The organism is Staphylococcus cohnii subsp. cohnii (assembly GCF_002902365.1).
In the GTDB taxonomy this organism is placed as follows: domain Bacteria; phylum Bacillota; class Bacilli; order Staphylococcales; family Staphylococcaceae; genus Staphylococcus; species Staphylococcus cohnii.
In genome coordinates this window covers 26,016-47,588 of the sequence record NZ_PPQC01000058.1, presented here as the reverse complement: position 1 = coordinate 47,588, position 21,573 = coordinate 26,016, and the positions used below count along the sequence as shown (strand labels likewise).

At 32.4% G+C, this 21,573-nt stretch carries 21 protein-coding genes and 1 pseudogene; 4 read left to right on the top strand and 18 right to left on the bottom strand.

Annotation, left to right across the window (positions count from 1 at the left end; all coding sequences use genetic code 11):
• Positions 1–135 precede the first annotated feature (135 nt).
• The 4 genes from CD032_RS10180 to fdaB form a co-directional block, all read right to left on the bottom strand.
• Positions 136–1,566, bottom strand: a complete 1,431-nt coding sequence (locus tag CD032_RS10180; protein WP_040030451.1) for an aldehyde dehydrogenase family protein — start codon at positions 1,564–1,566, stop codon at positions 136–138.
• 415 nt (positions 1,567–1,981) lie between these two features.
• Positions 1,982–2,302, bottom strand: a complete 321-nt coding sequence (locus CD032_RS10175) for a winged helix-turn-helix transcriptional regulator (protein ID WP_019468284.1) — start codon at positions 2,300–2,302, stop codon at positions 1,982–1,984.
• Between the two features lie 87 nt (positions 2,303–2,389).
• On the bottom strand, positions 2,390–3,649 hold the full coding sequence (gene murA / locus CD032_RS10170) for a UDP-N-acetylglucosamine 1-carboxyvinyltransferase (RefSeq protein WP_040030450.1): 1,260 nt from the start codon (positions 3,647–3,649) through the stop codon (positions 2,390–2,392).
• 361 nt (positions 3,650–4,010) lie between these two features.
• Positions 4,011–4,871 (bottom strand): class IIb fructose-bisphosphate aldolase FdaB, encoded by an 861-nt coding sequence (gene fdaB, locus CD032_RS10165; RefSeq protein WP_019468282.1) that lies wholly within the window; start codon positions 4,869–4,871, stop codon positions 4,011–4,013.
• Positions 4,872–5,091: 220 nt separating this feature from the next.
• On the opposite strand from fdaB, the gene CD032_RS10160 reads away from it, so the two are divergent.
• A complete protein-coding gene (locus CD032_RS10160) occupies positions 5,092–5,613 on the top strand; it encodes a DUF2529 family protein (RefSeq protein WP_103211467.1) in 522 nt (173 codons plus the stop codon).
• Between the two features lie 80 nt (positions 5,614–5,693).
• Here CD032_RS10160 and pyrG read toward each other — a convergent pair whose 3' ends face one another.
• From pyrG to CD032_RS10140, 4 genes are all read right to left on the bottom strand, one after another.
• Positions 5,694–7,304 (bottom strand): CTP synthase, encoded by a 1,611-nt coding sequence (pyrG, locus tag CD032_RS10155; protein WP_019468280.1) that lies wholly within the window; start codon positions 7,302–7,304, stop codon positions 5,694–5,696.
• A 324-nt stretch (positions 7,305–7,628) separates the two neighbouring features.
• Positions 7,629–8,171: a DNA-directed RNA polymerase subunit delta gene (rpoE, locus tag CD032_RS10150; protein ID WP_019468279.1), complete on the bottom strand. Its 543-nt coding sequence runs from the start codon at positions 8,169–8,171 to the stop codon at positions 7,629–7,631.
• 115 nt (positions 8,172–8,286) lie between these two features.
• Entirely contained in the window at positions 8,287–9,147 is an 861-nt protein-coding gene (locus CD032_RS10145; RefSeq protein ID WP_019468278.1) for a GNAT family N-acetyltransferase, read from the bottom strand.
• Between the two features lie 86 nt (positions 9,148–9,233).
• The gene (locus tag CD032_RS10140; RefSeq protein ID WP_019468277.1) at positions 9,234–9,599 is read right to left on the bottom strand and encodes a VOC family protein; all 366 of its coding nucleotides are present in this window, start codon (positions 9,597–9,599) and stop codon (positions 9,234–9,236) included.
• 91 nt (positions 9,600–9,690) lie between these two features.
• Here CD032_RS10140 and coaW point away from each other — a divergent pair, with 91 nt between their 5' ends.
• Positions 9,691–10,491, top strand: a complete 801-nt coding sequence (coaW, locus tag CD032_RS10135; RefSeq protein WP_019468276.1) for a type II pantothenate kinase — start codon at positions 9,691–9,693, stop codon at positions 10,489–10,491.
• Positions 10,492–10,630: 139 nt separating this feature from the next.
• Here the strand turns inward: coaW and CD032_RS10130 are convergent, their stop codons facing one another.
• The 3 genes and pseudogenes from CD032_RS10130 to CD032_RS10120 form a co-directional block, all read right to left on the bottom strand.
• On the bottom strand, positions 10,631–11,296 hold the full coding sequence (locus CD032_RS10130; protein WP_019468275.1) for a DUF2750 domain-containing protein: 666 nt from the start codon (positions 11,294–11,296) through the stop codon (positions 10,631–10,633).
• 165 nt (positions 11,297–11,461) lie between these two features.
• Positions 11,462–12,655: pseudogene (gene ldmS / locus CD032_RS10125) on the bottom strand (L-aspartate--L-methionine ligase LdmS).
• Positions 12,652–13,836, bottom strand: a complete 1,185-nt coding sequence (locus CD032_RS10120; protein ID WP_019468273.1) for a M20 family metallopeptidase — start codon at positions 13,834–13,836, stop codon at positions 12,652–12,654. The pseudogene ldmS and the gene CD032_RS10120 overlap by 4 nt, the downstream one beginning before the upstream one ends.
• Positions 13,837–14,090: 254 nt before the next feature.
• On the opposite strand from CD032_RS10120, the gene CD032_RS10115 reads away from it, so the two are divergent.
• Entirely contained in the window at positions 14,091–14,561 is a 471-nt protein-coding gene (locus CD032_RS10115) for an S-ribosylhomocysteine lyase (RefSeq protein WP_019468272.1), read from the top strand.
• Between the two features lie 362 nt (positions 14,562–14,923).
• On the opposite strand, the gene CD032_RS10110 is transcribed toward CD032_RS10115, so the two are convergent.
• The 4 genes from CD032_RS10110 to deoC all read right to left on the bottom strand — a co-directional run bounded on the left by CD032_RS10110 (position 14,924) and on the right by deoC (position 18,504).
• The gene (locus CD032_RS10110) at positions 14,924–15,277 is read right to left on the bottom strand and encodes a DoxX family protein (protein ID WP_103211466.1); all 354 of its coding nucleotides are present in this window, start codon (positions 15,275–15,277) and stop codon (positions 14,924–14,926) included.
• The gene (gene deoB / locus CD032_RS10105) at positions 15,274–16,461 is read right to left on the bottom strand and encodes a phosphopentomutase (protein WP_103211465.1); all 1,188 of its coding nucleotides are present in this window, start codon (positions 16,459–16,461) and stop codon (positions 15,274–15,276) included. The genes CD032_RS10110 and deoB overlap by 4 nt, the downstream gene beginning before the upstream one ends.
• Positions 16,462–16,472: 11 nt before the next feature.
• On the bottom strand, positions 16,473–17,774 hold the full coding sequence (locus tag CD032_RS10100; protein WP_103211464.1) for a pyrimidine-nucleoside phosphorylase: 1,302 nt from the start codon (positions 17,772–17,774) through the stop codon (positions 16,473–16,475).
• A 67-nt stretch (positions 17,775–17,841) separates the two neighbouring features.
• Complete coding sequence (gene deoC / locus CD032_RS10095) at positions 17,842–18,504, bottom strand: deoxyribose-phosphate aldolase (RefSeq protein WP_019468268.1); 663 nt, start codon at positions 18,502–18,504, stop codon at positions 17,842–17,844.
• A 179-nt stretch (positions 18,505–18,683) separates the two neighbouring features.
• Here deoC and deoD point away from each other — a divergent pair, with 179 nt between their 5' ends.
• Positions 18,684–19,394 carry a purine-nucleoside phosphorylase gene (gene deoD, locus CD032_RS10090; RefSeq protein ID WP_103211463.1) on the top strand — a complete coding sequence of 237 codons (711 nt, stop codon included), beginning with the start codon at positions 18,684–18,686 and terminating at the stop codon, positions 19,392–19,394.
• Positions 19,395–19,644: 250 nt separating this feature from the next.
• Here the strand turns inward: deoD and CD032_RS10085 are convergent, their stop codons facing one another.
• From CD032_RS10085 to CD032_RS10075, 3 genes are all read right to left on the bottom strand, one after another.
• Complete coding sequence (locus tag CD032_RS10085) at positions 19,645–20,094, bottom strand: Dps family protein (protein ID WP_019467684.1); 450 nt, start codon at positions 20,092–20,094, stop codon at positions 19,645–19,647.
• 179 nt (positions 20,095–20,273) lie between these two features.
• Positions 20,274–21,137, bottom strand: a complete 864-nt coding sequence (rbsK, locus tag CD032_RS10080) for a ribokinase (RefSeq protein WP_019467685.1) — start codon at positions 21,135–21,137, stop codon at positions 20,274–20,276.
• 23 nt (positions 21,138–21,160) lie between these two features.
• Positions 21,161–21,544, bottom strand: coding sequence for a thiol-disulfide oxidoreductase DCC family protein (locus CD032_RS10075; protein WP_019467686.1), 384 nt, complete (start codon positions 21,542–21,544; stop codon positions 21,161–21,163).
• Positions 21,545–21,573 lie beyond the last annotated feature (29 nt).

Below are 21,573 nucleotides of genomic sequence, written 5' to 3'. Positions count from 1 at the left end.
TCCCTTCAAAGTTTACATTTTTAAGTGTCTACTTTGAAGGGAGCATATCAGGGCTACGGATTAGTCATTTTTGAGCGTGAGATTTTTGTCTCAGTTTGTTTTTATTACAACATCACACTTAGTTTTTATAATAAATTATGAATTATAATATCCTGCAATAGATTTAACTTCTAAGAATTCTTCTATACCATAATCTCCCCATTCACGTCCTAAACCTGATTGCTTGTAACCACCGAATGGTAAATCTGGTTTACGTCCAGCTTCATTAATTTCAACTGTACCAGCCTCAATTGAACGCGCTACTTTGTGAAGTTTTTCTTTATCTTGTCCATATACATAACCAGCTAAGCCATATTTCGTATCATTTGCAATTTCAATAGCTTCGTCTAAATCATTATACGTAATTACAGACATTACAGGGCCGAAAATTTCTTCTTGTGCAATTGTCATATCATTTTCAACATTATTAAAAATAGTTGGTCTTGCAAAATAACCTTTTTCTAAGTTTTCAGGTTTTCCAGGACCACCATATAATAATTCGGCACCTTCTTCTACACCTTTATCAATATATGATTGAACCTGATCAAATTGTTTTTTGCTAATAATTGGTCCTACTTGTGTACCTTCTTCACGAGGATCGCCAACTTTAACTTGGCTAAATTTTTCTTTAACAGCTGTTAAGAATTCTTCTTTTATACTTGCTGGTACTAAAGTTCTTGTTCCTGCAGTACAAACTTGCCCTGTGTTATTAACGACTTTGCCAGTAGCTGCACTTGCAGCGCCATCGATATCAGCATCATTTAAAATGATATATGGAGATTTACCTCCTAATTCTAGTGATACTTTTTTGAAATCTTCAGCTGCTTTTTTCATAATACTCGCACCAGTTGGACCAGAACCAGTAAAGGACATCATTCTTACTTTTGGATGTTCGCTAAGCGGATTTCCCACACCTTGTCCGTCGCCATTTACTAAGTTGAACACACCTTTAGGTACGCCAACTTTATCAAATATTTCTGCTAAAATAATTGCTGCAAATGGTGTTTCTTCTGATGGTTTTAACACGACCGGACTTCCTGCCGCAAAAGCTGCAGCTAATTTTAATGAAGTTTGGTTAGTTGGAAAATTCCATGGTGTAATTAATCCTGCAACACCAATCGCTTCTTTGACGACTAAATCGTCACCGCGTCTTTCTTCAAATTCAAAATTATCTAATGCGTCTCGTGCTGCTTCAAAATGATCTAATCCCATTTGGTAATGGACATTTTCAGATACTTTTAAAGGAGCTCCTAATTCGTCGGTTATTGCGTCAACGATATCATCTTTTCTATTTTTATATTCTTGAACGATTTTATCTAAGAGTTCTTTTCTTTCTTCTACAGAACTGTGTCTAAATTCTAAATATACTTTATCTGCCGCTTCTACCGCTTTATCAACATCTTCTTTATTACCTTTGGCAATTTTACCTGCTACTTCTTCAGTTGCTGGGTTGATAACATCAAGTGTTTCTCCGCTTGAACTTTCTACCCATTGTCCGTTGATATATTGTTTAGTGAAGTTTCTCATCTATTATTCACTCCTTAAATTTGTATTCATATTTTCATTCTAACCTAGATTTTTAATTTTAAAACATATCTGCTCATATCAAATCTTTTCAAACGTTGTTATTACAGGCTTTTGCGCATAATAATTGCACATTATTCTAATAACATTAACTGATGCTATAACGACATGAAATAACACTTATAGCTTAAAAATTTCACTTATCATCTTATTAATTATTAAGCATAATACGATATGTCAATCACCTAAGTCATTTTTAATTATTGCAAAAAGATGACTCAACAATAAATAAAAAAGCTATAAAGAAATCTTTAATTAAAGATTTCTTTATAGCTAACCTAAGTATGTTAAAAATAACCTCAACGCAACATTTATCTACCAATATTACGTAGAATATCAAATTAGATAGCTAAAATCTTTAGCCTTCTAATTCGATATATTCTTGAGCCCATTTTTCCATAGGAACCAATGCCGTTGCCAAGGCATCACCTTTATCTGTAAGTTGGTATAAAATGTTCATCGGACTAGTAGAAATAATCTTTTTCTCTACAAGCCCCCATTCATTTAGGTCTGTTAATTTTATGCTAAGTGCACGAGGCGTAATTGTTTTCAAATCACGCTTCATATCAGAAAAATGAGCAGATTTTTCTGTGCATCTAGACAAGTAATTAATGATAAGACCATTCCAACTTCTGCCTACTATTTTAAAGGTCTCTTCTAGATAAGGGCAAACCTCCATGGTCATCACCTCATATCAATTATATTTCCCACTGCATAAACTATAATTATGTTTTATTCATTCAGTATAATTATTATACCACATGTTTTATATTTTTTCAGTCCAAATGTCTGCACCAAGTGATTTTAGTGTTTTAACAATGTTAGTATAACCACGATAAATATGCTTTACATTGTAGATTGTAGTAACACCTTCAGCCAATAAACCAGCTACAATAAGACAAGCACCTGCACGTAAGTCACTCGCATATACTTCTGCACCAGTTAATTTGGATGGCTTGATAGTAGCAGTACCATTATCTGATGTAATATTAGCACCCATTTTTTTAAGTTCTTCTACGTGCTTGAATCTAGCAGGATAAATTGTTTCAGTCACAAAAGACACGCCATCAGCCATAAATAATAACGGCGTAATAGGTTGTTGTAAATCTGTGGCGAAACCAGGATATACTAATGTTTTGATGTCTACACTAGCATATGGTGCACTCCTCTTAATTGTTGCACTATCATCACTAACATTGATATCTACACCAAGCTCTTTCAACTTAACAGTTAATGGCTCAACATGAGTAGGAATAATATTATTAATCACAATATCTTCACCACAAGCTGCTGCAATACACATATATGTTCCTGCTTCAATTCTATCTGGAATCACCTGGTGATGTGATCCATGAAGATGCTCAACACCTTTTATTTTAATAGTACTCGTACCAGCACCTTTAATATTAGCTCCTAAACTTGTTAAAAAGTTTGCTACATCAACAACTTCAGGTTCTTTCGCTGCGTTTTCAATTACAGTTTGCCCTTCAGCTCGAACTGCTGCCAACATAATATTAATCGTAGCACCTACACTAACAATATCTAAAAATATATTAGCTCCTATTAAACGATCAGCTTCAATTTTCATAGATGTTTCACTGGATTCATCAATATGCGCACCTAATGCTTTAAAACCTTTGATATGTTGATCAATCGGTCGTGGACCTAATGGACAACCGCCAGGTAAACCAATCACGCATTTTTTAAATCTACCTAACATTGCTCCCATCATATAGTATGATGCACGTAATGATTCTACTTTGTTATTAGGTAACGGCGCATTTTCAATTTCATTTGGATCAACTTCAAGAGTCATACCTTCTAAGTTTGCCTTAATGTTCAAATCACCTAATAAACTCACAAGCGTTTCAACATCTGAGATTTGTGGCAACCCTTCTATTGTAACTTTATCTTCCGCTAAAATTGTTGCTGGAATAATTGCTACAGCACTATTTTTTGCACCATGATTATTAACTTCACCTTTTAGTGTTTGACCGCCTCTAATTTTTATTACTTCTTGAGCCATTCGCTTGATCTCCTTTGCCTTTCAATCAGTATTTCAATTTAGTTACATTATTTGCATTATAAAGTAAAAAAATACAGTTTGCAAAACACACCAATGAAACAAAACCTTTTTAATTTTAAATTATGTATTGCTTCACTTTTATGTATACTATAATGATATATTTATTCCCGATTTAATAGGATTCAAATCCTATTTGTCTTATTTCTGTTTAAAAATTATATTAATTTTTTCAATTTACTTAATTTTAATGCTCATAGATTATAACATAAAAAAATAAGACTGCGACATTAAAAATTGTCGCAGCCTTATCAGTTTAATCATCAAGATTGTTTTAAAAAACTAACTTTTTATTATAAGCTGATTATTTAGCTCTATTTGATGTACCAAACTCTTTAATTTTACCAATTACCGTTGTTTTAATTGCTTCGCGTGCTGGTCCTAAATATTTACGAGGATCATACATTTCTTGATCCTTGTCTAAAGCTTCACGTACTGCTTTAGCAGAAGCAATTTGGTTTTCTGTATTAACATTGATTTTTGCAGTTCCAAATGGAATCGCTTTTTGAATGTCTTTAGTTGGGATACCAGTTCCACCATGTAATACTAATGGTAAACCTGTTGAAGCACCAATCTCTTCCATTTCTTTAAATCCTAATTTCGGTTCACCTTTATACGGTCCATGAACTGAACCTAATGCTGGTGCTAATGTATCAATACCTGTTTTTTCTACAAGCTCTTGACATTCTTTAGGATCTGCGTAAATAACACCTTCAGCAACAACATCGTCTTCTTGTCCACCAACTGTACCTAATTCAGCTTCTACTGATACACCATGTTCGTGAGCATATTCAACTACTTTTGATGTAATTGCTATGTTATCTTCAAATGATTCATGAGAAGCATCAATCATAACTGAAGTGAAACCAGCATCAATAGCTTCTTTACATTTATCAAAACTTGAACCATGATCTAAGTGGATTGCAACTGGAATCGTAATTTCTTTATCATGCATTAATCCTTCTACCATTTTAACTACTGTATAGAATCCACCCATATAACGTGCTGCACCTTCAGAAACTCCTAAAATAACTGGAGCATTTTCTTCTTGTGAAGCTTCCAATATCGCTTGTGTAAATTCTAAGTTATTTAAGTTGTATTGGCCAACTGCATAACCATTTTCTTTTGCATCGATTAACATTTCTTTCATTGAAACTAAAGGCATGAAAGTTCCTCCTTAGTGCATTAAGCACATATTTTTACAATTTAATTATATCAAAATCCCAAGCAATTTGCATTCTTCTGTTCAATTGTAAGCGTTTTTAATTTATTTTTTTAATTTATTACTTTTAAATCAGTCTTTAATTTTCATGTTTTTATATAAAATTGCAATATTTACTACCATTATTTACAATAAGTTGAGTGGATAGAACGGAGGTACATATATGTCTAAAATTTTGAACACACAATTAAATGGTGTTTTTAATCGAATAGAAGCACAAGCTTTAGATATTCAAATGGCAGCTCAATGCTTAATTCAAGCAATTGGCGGTGAAGGTAATGTATTTGTTAAAGGTTATGGAGATTTGAATTTTTTTGAAAGCTATATATTAAACAGTAATGAAAAATTAGAATCTAGTATAGCGCTACGCTCACTCAATACATTCGAAGATATTGATACAACAGATAGAGTGCTGCTCTTTTCTCCTTATTATACCGAGGAAGTAGAAAAAGACGTTAACGCATTAATTGCAAACGATGTAGATTTTGTCTTAATTTGTAATAAACCAAAGACAGAAACCTTTCAGGATCATTTATTTCATTTTGTTAATTTAAATACGCCTAGACCTATTGTCTATACGGAAGATTACGATAAAATTGTTATACCACATCCTATTGCATTTAACTATATTTATTATGATATATATACACAAATGGTTGAAATGGTTAGAGATTTAAATCTTTAACATTTCATCAAATTTAATAGACAATCTTACTTAAAAAGGCTGAAACGTATGTTATCGTTTCAGCCTTTTTACAACCATATTTACTTAGTTTGTTGGTGTTTTAATGACGCTTCTATAAACGCTTTAAATATAGGTTGCGGTCTATTAGGTCTAGATAGGAATTCTGGATGGAATTGACATGCGACAAAGAAATCATTTTCAGGAATTTCTACCATTTCGATTAGTCTACCATCTGGACTAGTTCCAGAGAATATCATGCCTTTTTCTTCTAATTGGTCTCTATATTCATTATTGAACTCATAACGGTGACGATGTCTTTCTTCTATATCTACTTCGCCATAAATTTTATGCGCTAAAGTTCCTTCTTTAATATGGCATGGATATAAACCTAGTCTTAACGTACCACCTAAATCTTCAATGTCTTTTTGTTCAGGCAATAGGTCAATAATCGGATGTGGTGTTGAAGGATTTAATTCTGCAGAGTGTGCATTTTCAAAGCCAAGTACATTTCTAGCAAACTCTACTGTAGCAAGTTGCATACCTAAGCAGATGCCGAAATATGGTACATTATTTTCTCTCGCGTATTTGATAGCGGAAATTTTTCCTTCACTTGCTCTGAATCCAAATCCACCAGGAACTAAAATGCCATCAACATCATTAAGTATATCGTGTACATTCTCATCAGTTACTTCACTAGAATCTATCCATTTAACTTCAATATCTTTTTTAAATGGATAACCTGCATGTTTTAATGATTCAACAACTGATAAATACGCATCTTGAAGACTGACATACTTACCAACTAAACCAATAGTTATTTTGCCATCTAAACTATTGACTGTGTCCAATAAATATTGCCATTCATCTAATTGAGTATCGTACTTAGCGTTAAGTTCTAAGCGTCTAATTACGATATCATCCATATCCTGTTTACTTAATTGTAAAGGAATTTCATAGAGTGAATCGGCATCGCGACATTCAATTACACTTTCTTTGTTAATATCACAGAACAAAGCAATTTTATCTTTTAAATCTTGCGTTAATTCATATTCTGTACGTACTACGATTAAGTCAGGTTGAATACCTAACCCACGTAATTCTTTAACACTATGTTGCGTTGGTTTTGTTTTCATTTCACCGGCAGCTTTTATAAATGGTAAAAGTGTACAATGTACATACATGACATTTTCACGCCCTAAATCACTACGAATTTGTCTAATCGCTTCAATAAATGGTAATGATTCAATATCACCAGTAGTACCACCAATTTCAGTAATAACTACATCAGCATTTGTACTTTCTCCCGCTAACAGTAAACGTTCTTTAATTTCATTTGTAATATGAGGGATTACTTGGACCGTACCACCAAGATAATCACCACGACGTTCTTTTTTCAAAACATGTGAATAGACTTTACCAGCTGTAACATTTGAATATTTATTTAAATTAATATCAATAAACCTTTCATAATGTCCTAAGTCTAGATCTGTTTCCGCACCATCATCAGTAACAAATACTTCACCATGTTGGTATGGACTCATTGTACCTGGATCAACATTTAAATATGGATCAAATTTTTGTATTGTAACTTTTAATCCTCTATCTTTTAATAAACGTCCTAAAGATGCTGCTGTGATACCTTTACCTAATGAAGATACAACTCCACCAGTTACAAAAATAAACTTTGTCATTTTCTGCCTCCTATTATTAAAACAGTCATTCTCACAATACCAACAAAAATTTATGGCATGTTTCATTAATCATTGAAATGGTTATAATTTATCTAAACGTCAAAGCTTTATAATTTTTAAATATCATTATATTCACTATAAATAACGTCATAAATTAAAATTTATAAAATTTGTATAGTAATTCAAATAAAAAAATCGCTCCCTCTCACAGCATTTGCAAGGGGGAGCGTATAATATTTATACACGTCGTCCTAATTAAAGGAGCCCGAATAAAATTTTATCATTTTCGCAGAAAAAGTCAAATGAATATTGATAGATTATTGATTAATTTTCTTCGTCTTCTTCCTCTTCATCATATTCATCTTCGTCTTCTTCTAAATCTTCATCTTCGTCATCGTCTTCATCAATAACGATTTCATTTTCAGGAATCTCTTCGTCAACTTCTTCTTCATCAGGTTCTTCGATTGTCTCTTGGTCATCAGTGACTGCTGGGATGTCATCATCGTCGTCTGCCTCATCTTCACCAAGTAATTTTAATGTTTTATCTTCTTCATCGTCATCGTCTAAAATGTCGAATTTTTGGATAGTTGGTGCTATTTTTTCTTCAATATCGGCAACTGAATACCAATCACGTAAGCCCCATATGTTTTCTCCAACATTTAGGAAACGACCATCTGTGTTTAAGTCTGTATAGAATTGAACAATTCTATTTTCAATTTCGTGGTCTTCGTAATGACCTAAAGCTTTAAATTCGTCAATAATATCATATAAGTTCATTGTATCGCCTTTTTCAAGTAATAATGTGTAGGCCATATCAATAAATGATTTTTCGTCAACCATTTCTTTAGTGTAATCTTGAATTCTCATTATTTATTCTTCCTTTCAGAGGCATTTATGCATTTATCCAAATCAGTACTATTCATCTTAAGTAATAATAACAAAAGTAAATTATAAATGACAATCCCTGATTTCGCAAACACTATTAATAATTAATATATTTTTCAAAAACAGAAAAATCTTCTGCCTTTTCAATTTCAACAAAATTACTGTTTATACATAGTGGTTTTAATTCATTATTTTCCCCATAAAGTGTAATCGTTATTAGTTTTATACTTTCAAAATGTTTTCGAATATATGTAGGTAATTGTCTCAATGCACTTTCCGCTATACCGTTATGTCTCTCTGCTTTATCAACTTCAATTGAATTAATATTCATACGCTGTTCATGTTGCTCAATTGCTATAAAACCTACCTTATTATCGTCTTTCATCATATCAATAATATGCACATCATAAGGTGATGTATCTCCATTTGCTGTTAGCTTTAAAGAAGATACATGTTTAGAATCTAAATCTAAATAATATAGACGTTCTTTGCCAATCGGGCCTTCTTCTTTTGTGGCAGCATGCATAAAACCTGCACGTTCATATACATTCCATGCACCTTTATTTTCCGCATCTACAACTAAGTATAAATGATTAAAGTTTGGAAATAGCTTTTGAACATATTGTGGCAAATACATCATCATTTTTGTACCATACCCAAACCCTTGAAAATCTTCGTTTACAGATAAAGAACGAACATATATAACTTGTTTAGGTGTATCGTAGCCTTCATGTTGATAATATTGATGTAAGACAAAAAAACTTACTACTTCTCCTTCATCATTCAAAGCAATATTAGCTACACGGTCGTTATCCTTCAACGCATCACTAAGCACATCTTTTGGCAATGAAGAATATATCTGTTGGCGCTCACTTAATTTAAAATGACAAACAGCTGATTTATATTTTTCTTCAAAAACTTGTATTGTAATATTTTCAAACGTTTCTTTAATAAACATATTATATCCCCTATTGTGTTTAACTTTTATTAGTTATTAATACCACTTTTGCATTAATATAATCGAAATTTGAACATTTTATCTTATTAGTCTAAGAAACAATTCATGAGCCAATTGACTTCAAACTGATCTTTCACTTGTCCATGCATCGCATTAAAAAATGTTTTAGACAGAGGCATATGCGGTTCTCCTGCTTCACTTAATTTATCATACACTTGTTTTTGAGTAGCCAAATCATCGAAAGTTAAAATAATGTTCGTATTGTCATTGCTCCATTCACGTCCATATGTACTGGAAATATGTAATACAACTGTTTCATTAACATGAAGCTCCGCATGTAAAGTTTTCCCGTTTGTCTCATTTAATATTTTTTCATTACCACCAAACGCATTTTTATAATATGCAAGTGCCTGTTCTACATCATCTACTTTAATAAACGGACTTAAATTCATTAAAACCATCCCTTTCAAATTTTCTATAGTTGATTTTCCCTCATTTTATTATAATATAAGTTATAATGTAAATTTTTTAGGAGGTACACAAATGAAAATAGGCATTGATGCCGGCGGAACACTTATAAAAATTGTTCAGGAGGATAATGGCAATCGACAGTATACTACAAAATTAACTACTGAAATTAATGAAGTCATTGATTGGTTAGGGCAACAATCATGTGAAAGTATTAGCTTAACAGGTGGTCAAGCTGGAACAATTCAAAATAAGTTAAAATGTGAATCACGTATTTTTGTAGAGTTTGATGCTGCTGCAAAAGGTTTAGAACTCTTGTTAGAAGAACAAGGTCATCATTTAGATAATTACATTTTTACTAATGTTGGAACCGGAACATCACTGCATTATTCAAATGGCGAAAAGCAACAACGTGTTGGTGGTGTAGGAGCAGGTGGCGGTATGATACAAGGCCTTGGCTATTTATTAACTGGATTAAAAGACTACAAACAATTGACAGATACTGCCCAAAAAGGTGAGCGAGAATTTATTGATTTGAAAGTAAAACATATCTATAAAGATAGTGAACCTCCGATTTCAGGTGATTTAACTGCAGCTAATTTCGGTCATGTGTTGCATAATTTAGACAAAGATTTTTCAGATTCTGACAAATTAGCTTCATTGATTGGTGTCGTGGGGGAAGTCATTACTACGATGGCTATTACAGTAGCGAGAGAATACGGTACTGAAAACGTGGCTTATATTGGTTCATCTTTCCATAATAATCATTTACTTAAAGAAGTTGTTAAAGATTATACGATATTACGTGGTTTCAAGCCATTTTATATTGAACACGGTGCCTTTTCCGGCGCATTAGGTGCAATACATTTACAATAAAAATTACCATGACATAAGTATAAAGAATTAAAGTTTCTATAATTATGTCATGGTAAAAAAAAATGGAAACAGTTATTTCATTTGATGATGAATATTCCTTCAAAATAACTACTTCCATTAGTTCACATCTTCATTTACTTTAAAACGGTAATTGATCTATTACTTTTTGAGCTGAGACTACAGTACCTACAACACCTGATTTCAAATCGATCGCTACTGCTTTATCATCATCTCTTAAAATATCTAACCATTCTGCGAAGACTTCACCTTCTATTTCAATGATATCGCATTCTTCAAAGTCTTCATTTCTTACTTTTTCTGCTCTATTTCTAATACTCCACACCGGCATAATATGTGGCTTTTGATGTTCGTCATCACTAATCATGATAAATTGTTTTTCATTTTTATTAGTTAAACCGAACACAGCGTCTTCTTTCGCCACATCTATTATAAATTCTTTGAGACGAATTTCATCTAAATCTGACATTAATTCATTTGTAAAATCAATAATATTGACTAAATCACCATCTGTCTGAGATGACGCATTCATCAACACTTCTTCACCTTGTGCAAACATATCATCCATTTCATAAGTTACAAAACGATCAATATCGATTTTTTTAAGCTTATCATAATCGGTGTCATGTTTATTTAAGAAAGTTTCAGCTGTTTCTTTTTGAGTCCAAACACAAATGACGTCCTTCTCTAAAATTTCATGTCTAATTAATTGTTTTGACTTTGTTGCTATATAAAAATATTCATTGACTAGAATATCTTGAAAAAATGAACTTGCTTTATAAGACATAATTACACCTTCAATTCATTAAAATATTTAACTATATTTAAAATATAAATGAGTATATTACTATAGTCAATTAACGTTATACAATAAATATTAAAATTTTAATATATCTCAACAATAAACTTAAGTTATCAAATACTATTAAATGAAATTTTACTATATTTCTGATTATATTTTTAATTCTTCTAAAAATTGTCGTTCTAACTTTTCTATATGTTCTTGTGATTGTCCATGCCAAATACATGCAAATCTCGAAGGCACGCTTTCATTTTTATACCAATCACCATCATAATATGATAGTGGAAATAAGCAACCCATGTTCACATATTTTATAATTGTCTGAAAGAAATGCTCATTATCGTTAGGTGCAATATAACTATAAAACTTTTGATATCCAGATTGCATTAATGGATCTAATAAAAGCATACTTGTCGAACCATTTTGTCTAAAGTTCAAATCAATCGCAAATATATCACCATGTTTATCTAATAGTAAGTCAAAACCTGCGATTCCAAAATAACCTTTGGCAACACCTATTTCCATAATTTCTTTGCCAGCTTAAATGACTGATTCTGGCACATCTTGTACATTTTGATTGCCACTATAATGGCCATATTTGTCTGTAATTTGCTCTGATGTGCCAATATAGTGAATTTCCCCGTCCTTTTCACATGCAAATTGCACACAATAATTAGATGTTTCTTGAATTTTTTGTTCAATAATAATTGTATCAGTTTCTGCTCTTGCTTGTTCAATCCGTGATTTTGCTTTAATTAAATCTGCTTCGTCATAACAAATCATCACACCATAGCCACCTGCAGTTGGTAAATCATCACCTGGCTTCAAGACAAAAGGGAATTTCCAATCTGCAATTGCATTTTCGAAATCTTCTATTTTTACCACTTCACGTGCTGGTAAATACTTTTGATTAGTCCATTCTGGAATACGTGCTTTATTATTTAAAGCAACAAAGATATCTTTATCCATAGCGTAATATTCTTTTTCTAAAATAGATTCACTATGAATATATTGAAAATAAATACGTTTATTATCTTGTTCAGCGAGTTTTCTTATTGTTTGTTCGTAAGAAGCTTGGTTGTCAAAAGTGTAAATATTTGTGGGCATTGGCTTGCCAATCGTTTCCAATAATATTTCTAATTTCTTTGTGGCGCTTGCTTTATGAACAATAACCGGCATTTGATCAGCAATAATTAATTCTCTACCAGTCAAGAAATTAGATTGATGTTCTTCTGGTTCTAACCATGGATTTGATATATAAGATGGTCTAGAACTATATACGACATCATCATTGTATAAATCACTAAGTGTTAATTTAGGGCGTTGAGTACTTAGTTTTTTCATTTTTTGTTCCCCTTTATATAGTGGTGCTGTTCAATTATTTCATTTAATTCTGTTTGATTTTCTATTAATTCCAATCCCGTTAATGCAAGGATTTTAGCACCTCTTATTAGAGCTTGATCTCCATGAGCACTTCCTGCTGCTTCACGAAAGCGATGCGTATGCCCTACTAAATTCCTAGAACCTATTTTAATATGAGGATGAATCGTTGGCACAACGTGACTTACATTACCCGTATCTGTCGAACCAAAACCAAAATCATCATCTATGACCGCTTCTCCCATTTTCGTCGCATATTTTGCAAATAAGTCATCTAATTTAGGTGTCTTAATAAATTCATTGACGCCATTTTGTATAGGGCCAAATTCAAAGTCGCAACCTGTTTGAATTGCAGCACCTTTTGCAATTTGCCCTACCCTATCAGTTAATATATCTAATTCTTTACGTGATGTTGCACGTGTATAAAAACGCGCATGAGTATAGTCTGGAATAATATTAGCAGCTTTTCCACCGTCTAATATAACGCCATGAACCTTTTGACTCTTTTTGATATGTTGTCTTAACTGAGCTACACCATTAAAATACGCAATCATTGCATCTAAAGCATTTCTTGCTTCTTCAGCATTTTCAGAAGCATGCGTACTTTTACCATAAAATTTAATGTCTAAAACATCTACCGCTAATGTATTAATTGTTTTATAAGTTTCATTACCTGGATGAACCATTAAAGCAACATCTATTTCATCTACAATACCTTCTTTTACATATGCAGCTTTTGCACTACCATTGACACCGCCCTCTTCGGCTGGACAACCAAGTATTACTACTTTTCCACCTGTTTGTTCAATCACTTGCTTCAAAGCTATACCAGCAAATGTACTTGCCGTACCTATAATATTATGACCGCAAGCGTGCCCTAGACCTGGTAAAGCATCATATTCTGCTAAAAATCCAATGGTTGGACCATCGATTTCTGAATCATAACGTGCAATGAAACCTGTAGCATAACCTGCAATGTTAGTTTCAACTTCAAAATCATGCTTTTCCAAATCTTCAATTAACGTTCTTGAAGCAAATATTTCTTCATTGCCTAATTCAGGTCTTTGATGGATAAGGTGGCTCATCTCTATGTATGATAATTTTTCATTTTCTATATAATCCAATATGATTTGTTCATGTGTCATTTTCAATACAACTCCCTTGTATTACAATATTTCACACGTATTATTATTGAAGTTATAAAAATGTATGTTCAATAATAAACGTGCAAAATACATTTTGATTATTATTTATTCTATCCGTTTTGGTTAATTCTGTCATTATTTTTCTGAAATTTTAAAAAACGATAATTACTTGTATTTTCTAAAATTTATAGAAATTGTAAATGCCACTATGTCTTGTTACAATTATGATAATTATTATTTTAGGAGGACATCACATGCCAAAAATGAACGTTGAAAGTTTTAATTTAGATCATACCAAAGTAGTAGCACCATTTGTTCGACTTGCAGGTAAAATGGAAGGTGCTAATGGAGATGTTATCCATAAATATGACATTCGTTTCAAACAACCCAATAAAGAACATATGGAGATGCCTGGTTTACATTCATTAGAACACTTAATGGCTGAAAACATTAGAAATCATTCGGATAAAGTGGTTGATATCAGTCCAATGGGTTGTCAAACTGGATTTTATGTATCTTTTATAAATCACAGTGATTATGATGATGTATTAAATATCATTGAAAAAACACTTCAAGATGTATTATCCGCTACAGAAGTTCCTGCATGTAATGAAGTACAATGTGGTTGGGCTGCTAGCCATTCATTAGAAGGTGCAAAAGAAATTGCACAGGCATTTTTAGATAAAAGAGAGCAATGGCATGATATTTATGGTGAAAATAAATAATATCTAATTACCATTATAAAGTAAGATATCAAAATTGAATTTATTTAAAAAGGTCAAGATAAAAGGCTGAGACAATTAATTTGTCTCAGCCTTTTTAATGTTTCCATTTTTCAACATACATGTTCGTCAGGAATCAATTGTGGTAACAAATGAACATGCGGTCTCCAACCTGTATTATTTTACCGATTGTTCATATGTTCCAACATTACTATAATCACTGTACTTTATAAAACAGATATTTTCATATAAGTCTAGTACCTTCAAATTTATATCGTAACCATGATATATAAAACAGCGTAACAGTTTAAACCCTTATCGCTTTATAATTTATAAACCGATCACAAAACGAGTGATTGTTTAATCTATAATTTATTCACAACTTTTATCAAAACAAATTGTAGTGGAATTCTACCGAACAACAAACTTTCTGGTAGTTGTTTGTCACCTAGTGGCAATTTTTTCCTAGCCATATAAATATTTGCTGGTAATACAGCTAATAAAAATAAATTAATCATTTTCTTTAGACATGAACTTGGTCTTTTCACTATTAAAAGTATTCCAAAAATCATTTCAATAATTCCAGAAATGATAATAGCCGATTTTCTAAACGGTAAATAATCAGGCACAATTTTTCTAAAGCGCGACTCATGTTTAAAATGTAAGACACCAATAATCATGAAACCGCAACCTAAAATTAAGCTTAATAATCGTTTCATTTATCGACACCCATTTCTTTCAAATAGCTACGACCAAATTCAGGTAATTTAACACCAAAATTATCTGCAATAGTAGCACCTATAGAACTAAAGGTATCATCCATAGATAGCTCATGATAATCATTGATTTTAGGATTAAACATAAGGACCGGGATATATTCTCTTGTATGATCAGTCCCTGGTGCCGTTGGGTCATTACCGTGATCTGCAGTAATGATGACTAAGTCATCATCCTTTAGATGTTTGATCAGTTCGGGTAAACGCTCGTCAAAATCTTTTAATGCTTCAGCATAACCGTTTTTATCACGTCTATGTCCATACAGTGCATCAAAATCCACTAAATTCAAGAAACTTAAACCCTTAAAGTCACGTTGTACAGTTTCTATTAGTTTATCCATACCATCCATATTATTTTTAGTTCGAATTGCTTCAGTAACACCTTCACCATCATAAATATCATTGATTTTTCCTAAAGCAATCACATCAAATTGATTATCTTTTAACTCATTCATCACTGTACGTCCAAATGGTTTTAACGCATAATCATGTCGATTAGAAGTTCTTGTAAAAGCACCTGGTTCACCGACATATGGTCGCGCAATGATTCGTCCAATTAAATATTTTGGATCTTTTGTTAATTCTCTTACTTTTTCACAAATATCATACAATTCTTCAAGTGGAATAATATCTTCATGTGCCGCAATTTGAAGCACTGGATCTGCTGATGTATAGACGATCAGGTCTCCAGTTTTCATCTGATGTTCGCCCCACTCATCAATAATTTGTGTGCCAGAAGCAGGTCTATTTGCCACTACTTTACGACCTGTCATTGTTTCAATTTCACTAATTAGTTCTTGTGGAAAGCCATCAGGATAAACTTTAAAAGGTTGCATAATATTTAATCCCATAATTTCCCAATGACCCGTCATTGTATCCTTACCTACAGAAGCTTCACTCATCTTAGTATAAAACGCGTCAGGTTTAGACACTTTTTTAACGTTAGGTAAAGTGGCAATATTACCTAGACCTAAGCTTTGTAAATTAGGTAATGATTTATCAAAATCTTCGAGCGTATGCTTCAAAGTGTGACTGCCTTCATCATTAAAGGCTTTTGCGTCAGGTCCTTCGCCTATACCCACTGAATCCATGACAATTAAATGTACCCTCTTAAATGGTATCGTCATCATTCCATCTCCTATTCAGTAATTATTTTATGAATCAACGTAGGAACTTCACCATGTGAAGTAATCGCAATACTTTGATTTAATTTTTCCTTAACATCATCAATTTGCTCACGGTTACTATGAATCGTTAATAAAGCTTCGCCTTCATCAACTGAATCTCCTACTTTTTTGTGTAAGACAATACCTACACTTAAATCAATATCGTCTTCTTTAGTTTGTCTTCCTGCACCTAAGATCATAGATGCAACACCGATTTCATTGGCTATAATTTCAGTTACAGTACCCGATTTTTGCGAAAGCAAATCAATTTGATAGCGTGCTTGTGGTAGTTTACTGACATCATCAACGACAGAGCCATCGCCATCTTGATTTTCTAAAAATGTACGGAAACTTTCTAGTGCCGAACCATCTTGAATAGCTTTTTCTAATAATGCTTGAGCCTCATTTAAATCTTTAGCTTTACCACCAACTACTACCATTTGCGAACCTAAAGTCATTACTAGCTCAGTTAAATCTTTTGGACCTTGACCTTTCAATGTTTCAATCGCTTCTTTAACTTCTAAAGCATTACCTATTGCATTTCCTAATGGTTGACTCATGTCTGAAATAATTGCCATCGTGTTTCGGCCGACATTATTTCCAATACTTACCATCGCATGTGCGAGTGCTTCAGCATCTTCGATTGTTTTCATAAAGGCACCGTTACCAGTTTTTACATCCAATACTATGGCATCAGCGCCAGCAGCAATTTTTTTACTCATAATAGAAGATGCGATTAGTGGTATTGAATTAACTGTTCCAGTCACATCACGTAAGCCATAAAGCTTTTTATCTGCTGGTGTTAAATTCCCAGTTTGTCCTATTACAGCTACTTTTGCTTCATTTACAAGTTCAACAAATTTATCTTCACTAATTTCAACGTGAAACCCTTTAACTGATTCTAATTTATCAATTGTGCCACCCGTATGACCTAATCCTCTACCACTCATCTTAGCCACAGGAACACCAACAGAAGCTACTAATGGAGCTAATACTAGTGTAGTTGTATCACCAACACCACCTGTAGAATGTTTATCAACTTTAATCCCATTAATCGCTGATAAATCAATCACGTCACCTGAATTAACCATTGCCATTGTAAGTGCTGCTCTTTCTTGATCATTCATATCTTGGAAAAAAATTGCCATCGCTAAACTCGACGCTTGATAATCTGGTATTTCACCACTGGTATAAGCATTAATAAAGAATTCTATTTCTTCATTTGTTAAAGCTTGACCATCACGTTTCTTTTCAATAATATCTACCATTCTCATTTGAGTTGGCCTCCCCTGTTAGACATTTATGTCTTTATATGTCTCATTTTAAACTTAAAGATAGTGATTAATAATCTGAATTACTTTCTAATCCTTGAATGATTTGTACACCTGCACTAGCGCCAATTCGAGTCGCACCAGCTTCTAGCATTTTGTTGAAATCTTCTAAGTTTCTGACACCACCTGAAGCCTTAACTTCTAAAGCATCTCCAACTGTATCTTTCATTAACTTAACATCCTCAGGCGTAGCTCCACCACCGGCAAATCCAGTTGATGTTTTCACAAAGTCTGCGCCTGCTGCTTTACTTAACTCACAAGCTTTTACTTTTTCATCATCAGTTAAAAGGCAAGTTTCAATAATTACTTTCACTGTCTTACCGTTTGCTGCTGCTACAACACCTTCAATGTCTTTTTGAACTTCGTCATAACGTTCATCTTTTAAGGCACCAATATTGATAACCATATCTACTTCTGATGCACCATTTTTAATAGCATCTTCAACTTCAAACACTTTCACTTCAGTATTTGTAGCACCTAATGGGAAACCAATTACAGTACATACTAACACATCAGTGTCTTGTAATTTATCTGCTGCGTATTTTACGTGCGTTGGGTTAATACACACTGATTTAAAGTGGTACTCAATTGCCTCATCAAGAATTTTATCGACTTGGTCTCTTGTAGACTCCGGTTTTAGTAAAGTGTGATCTATATATTTTGCATAATTCATTCTAATTCCTCCTAAAATATTATCTGTCTGAAATTATTCTCATTCTTGAAAGTCATTATTATTCTAAAAAATTAATAACAACACAACAAGTGCTTTACCTCTATATTACAAAAATTCGCAAAAATAATAAACAAATGTTATCTTTATTTTGATAAAAGAATTTAAAGGAGAAGAAGTCTATGACAAAATCTACACCACATATTCAACCTAATGGAGTTAAAATTGCTAAAATTGTTTTAATGCCTGGTGATCCCTTGAGAGCAAAATATATTGCTGATAATTATTTGGAAGATGTAAAACAATTTAATGAAGTTAGAAACATGTTTGGTTATACAGGTACTTACAAAGGAAAAGAAGTTTCTGTAATGGGTTCTGGTATGGGTATTCCAAGTATTGGTATTTATTCATATGAACTTTATAATTTTTTCAATGTCGACACAATCATACGAATTGGTTCATGTGGCGCTTTGCAAGAAAATGTTAACTTATATGACATCATAATTGCTCAAGGTGCTTCTACGAACTCTAGTTATGTAGAACAATATAATATTCCTGGACATTATGCACCTTTAGCTGATTTTGATTTAATGTTAAAAGCGAAACAAAAGGCAGATGAAATTGGTGCTACTACACATGTTGGTAATATTCTTTCTTCAGATACATTTTATAATGCTGATCCAACATTTAACGAAAAATGGCAACGTATGGGCATCTTAGGTATTGAAATGGAATCAGCTGCTTTATACTTAAATGCAACTTATGCTAATAAAAAAGCATTAGGTGTTTTCACAGTAAGTGATCATATTCTACGTGATGAAGCAACTACTGCAGAAGAACGTCAAAACTCATTTACTCAAATGATGGAAATTGCTTTAGAAATTGCTGAATAACATTTGAACATGTTTAGCTTACCTACAAAAATAAAACAACTTTAGATTAAAAATTATAATCCCAAGCTGTTTTTTTATACGATTTAACTGAAATTGCTGAACACAAAATTTTATAATGTTTATGTATGAAGTATGTAGCTATTATGTTCTTATAGTTTTATCACAAAAAAGACAGAAATCAAATGATTTTATCATTTGATTTCTGTCTTTTATTCTTTTATTCATAAAAACTGTTTGTCTATCTATATTTTTATTTTCCTAAATAAGATTTTAACATCCAATTATGTTTGTCAATATTTGTTTGCATACCGATAAACATATCTTCTGTTACATCATCTTCAGCTTTAGAAGCTACTTCAATTGCTTCACCTAATTGTTTAGAAACATTATCAAAATCTACTGATAACGCTTCAACCATCTGTTCAGCAGTATAACCTTTGCCAGCTTCATCTATAATTGATAACTCTAAACTTTCTTTCAATGTTCCAACTGGATTACCACCTACTGCTAAAATACGTTCTGCTAAATCATCTATATATTGACTTGCTTCATCATATAATTCTTCAAATTTTGTGTGTAGTGAGAAGAAATTTGGCCCTTTTACATACCAATGAAAATTGTGTAATTTGGTGAATGCAACTGTCCAGTTTGCTACTTGCTGATTTAATACTTTTACAACTTCTTCATTATTTTTTGACATATCAAAAATCTCTCCTTTGAATAATTGTCATAATTAAGCGACAATCGATTTTCTATTACAATAATTATTATATTATAATAATTATAATCTGTAAAGCGGTTTTCTCTCCTAAATTAAAATTATTATAATTTAGAATGCAGCTTAATTATCTACTTACATTATACCCTGAATCACACGATTTAATCTAGCTCTTTTCTGTATGGCATCGCACCTTGAGCGCCTAATCCTGTAACTGAAAAACTAGCAGCTAAATTGGCAAAATTAACTGCTTCTTCTAATGATTTATTTTCAATTAGTGCAACTGCTAATGCACCATTAAATGTATCTCCAGCGCCTGTAGTATCAACTACTTGTTTTTTATAACCTTTTACAAGTTGTTGAGAATCACTGTAAAACAATGCCCCCGAAGCGCCTTTAGTTACAATTAATTTTTTAGGATACATCATTAAAGCTTGATCGACCTTATGTTCAAATAATAATTCACTTTCTGATTCATTTGGTGTCAGCCAATTAACTTTTTCAATAATTTCTTTGTCTAATGAACGAAATGGTGCAGGATTTAACATTACTCTCATTTTATGTTTTTGTGCATAATCCACTACTTCTTTTATGGTCTCTTCCGGTATTTCATGTTGCATTACAATAATATCGCCAGCTTCAAAAAAATCAAGTTTTGGAATTACTTTATCTGGCGTTACATAATTATTTGCTGCCGGCACTACAATAATACGATTATCATCATCAAATAGGGTTATATGTGCAGTTCCAGACGCTTCATTTTCAATAACATCCATATACGCTGTATTTACATTGTTGTTGTTAAGATTTGAAAGTATTTGTTGGCCATTATCATCATCGCCTACAGCTCCAATCATATAAACATGATCACTTAAACGCGCAGCCGCAACAGCTTGGTTAGCACCTTTACCTCCAGGATTTGTAAAAAATGATTCACCCATTACAGTTTCTCCTACATTAGGTAAAATATCTGTTTTCACCACTAGATCGATTGATGCGCTACCAATCACAATTATGTTTCCCATATTCTTTTCCTCCATCTATTCATTCAGTCAATAAAAAATGATTGCTCATAATCATTAGGTTTGTGCCAATGTGTTTTCCACATTCTGTTTCTATTATCCGCAAAAAGTTGATAACCAAAATCTCTCAGAAATTTAGGCGTTAAATATAATAATAATCCAATCCATTTATAATTTGTTAAGGATGAAATCAGTGATGCTATTGCATCTGATTTATATTTAAATTGATCTCCTTCTTGCAAAATAACACTATCGTGTTGTTGTGTTTCAGGATAATTGGCAAACATACTTTGAGCTGTAGCACCTTGAAGTTTTGCAAATTGGTAGCGACTAGACAACCCATTTTGTATAAGCCAAATTGCGTAATTATAACAGTATACACAATTACCATCGTAATAAATTATTGGCATATGTTCATCTCCTTTTTATGATTAGTTAT

Bases quoted from the DNA above. Each gene is read 5' to 3' on its own strand.
- CD032_RS10180 (WP_040030451.1), bottom strand. From the start codon at position 1,566: ATGAGAAACTTCACTAAACAATATATCAACGGACAATGGGTAGAAAGT.
- CD032_RS10175 (WP_019468284.1), bottom strand. From the start codon at position 2,302: ATGGAGGTTTGCCCTTATCTAGAAGAGACCTTTAAAATAGTAGGCAGA.
- murA (WP_040030450.1), bottom strand. From the start codon at position 3,649: ATGGCTCAAGAAGTAATAAAAATTAGAGGCGGTCAAACACTAAAAGGT.
- fdaB (WP_019468282.1), bottom strand. From the start codon at position 4,871: ATGCCTTTAGTTTCAATGAAAGAAATGTTAATCGATGCAAAAGAAAAT.
- CD032_RS10160 (WP_103211467.1), top strand. From the start codon at position 5,092: ATGTCTAAAATTTTGAACACACAATTAAATGGTGTTTTTAATCGAATA.
- pyrG (WP_019468280.1), bottom strand. From the start codon at position 7,304: ATGACAAAGTTTATTTTTGTAACTGGTGGAGTTGTATCTTCATTAGGT.
- rpoE (WP_019468279.1), bottom strand. From the start codon at position 8,171: ATGAGAATTCAAGATTACACTAAAGAAATGGTTGACGAAAAATCATTT.
- CD032_RS10145 (WP_019468278.1), bottom strand. From the start codon at position 9,147: ATGTTTATTAAAGAAACGTTTGAAAATATTACAATACAAGTTTTTGAA.
- CD032_RS10140 (WP_019468277.1), bottom strand. From the start codon at position 9,599: ATGAATTTAAGTCCGTTTATTAAAGTAGATGATGTAGAACAGGCACTT.
- coaW (WP_019468276.1), top strand. From the start codon at position 9,691: ATGAAAATAGGCATTGATGCCGGCGGAACACTTATAAAAATTGTTCAG.
- CD032_RS10130 (WP_019468275.1), bottom strand. From the start codon at position 11,296: ATGTCTTATAAAGCAAGTTCATTTTTTCAAGATATTCTAGTCAATGAA.
- CD032_RS10120 (WP_019468273.1), bottom strand. From the start codon at position 13,836: ATGACACATGAACAAATCATATTGGATTATATAGAAAATGAAAAATTA.
- CD032_RS10115 (WP_019468272.1), top strand. From the start codon at position 14,091: ATGCCAAAAATGAACGTTGAAAGTTTTAATTTAGATCATACCAAAGTA.
- CD032_RS10110 (WP_103211466.1), bottom strand. From the start codon at position 15,277: ATGAAACGATTATTAAGCTTAATTTTAGGTTGCGGTTTCATGATTATT.
- deoB (WP_103211465.1), bottom strand. From the start codon at position 16,461: ATGACGATACCATTTAAGAGGGTACATTTAATTGTCATGGATTCAGTG.
- CD032_RS10100 (WP_103211464.1), bottom strand. From the start codon at position 17,774: ATGAGAATGGTAGATATTATTGAAAAGAAACGTGATGGTCAAGCTTTA.
- deoC (WP_019468268.1), bottom strand. From the start codon at position 18,504: ATGAATTATGCAAAATATATAGATCACACTTTACTAAAACCGGAGTCT.
- deoD (WP_103211463.1), top strand. From the start codon at position 18,684: ATGACAAAATCTACACCACATATTCAACCTAATGGAGTTAAAATTGCT.
- CD032_RS10085 (WP_019467684.1), bottom strand. From the start codon at position 20,094: ATGTCAAAAAATAATGAAGAAGTTGTAAAAGTATTAAATCAGCAAGTA.
- rbsK (WP_019467685.1), bottom strand. From the start codon at position 21,137: ATGGGAAACATAATTGTGATTGGTAGCGCATCAATCGATCTAGTGGTG.
- CD032_RS10075 (WP_019467686.1), bottom strand. From the start codon at position 21,544: ATGCCAATAATTTATTACGATGGTAATTGTGTATACTGTTATAATTAC.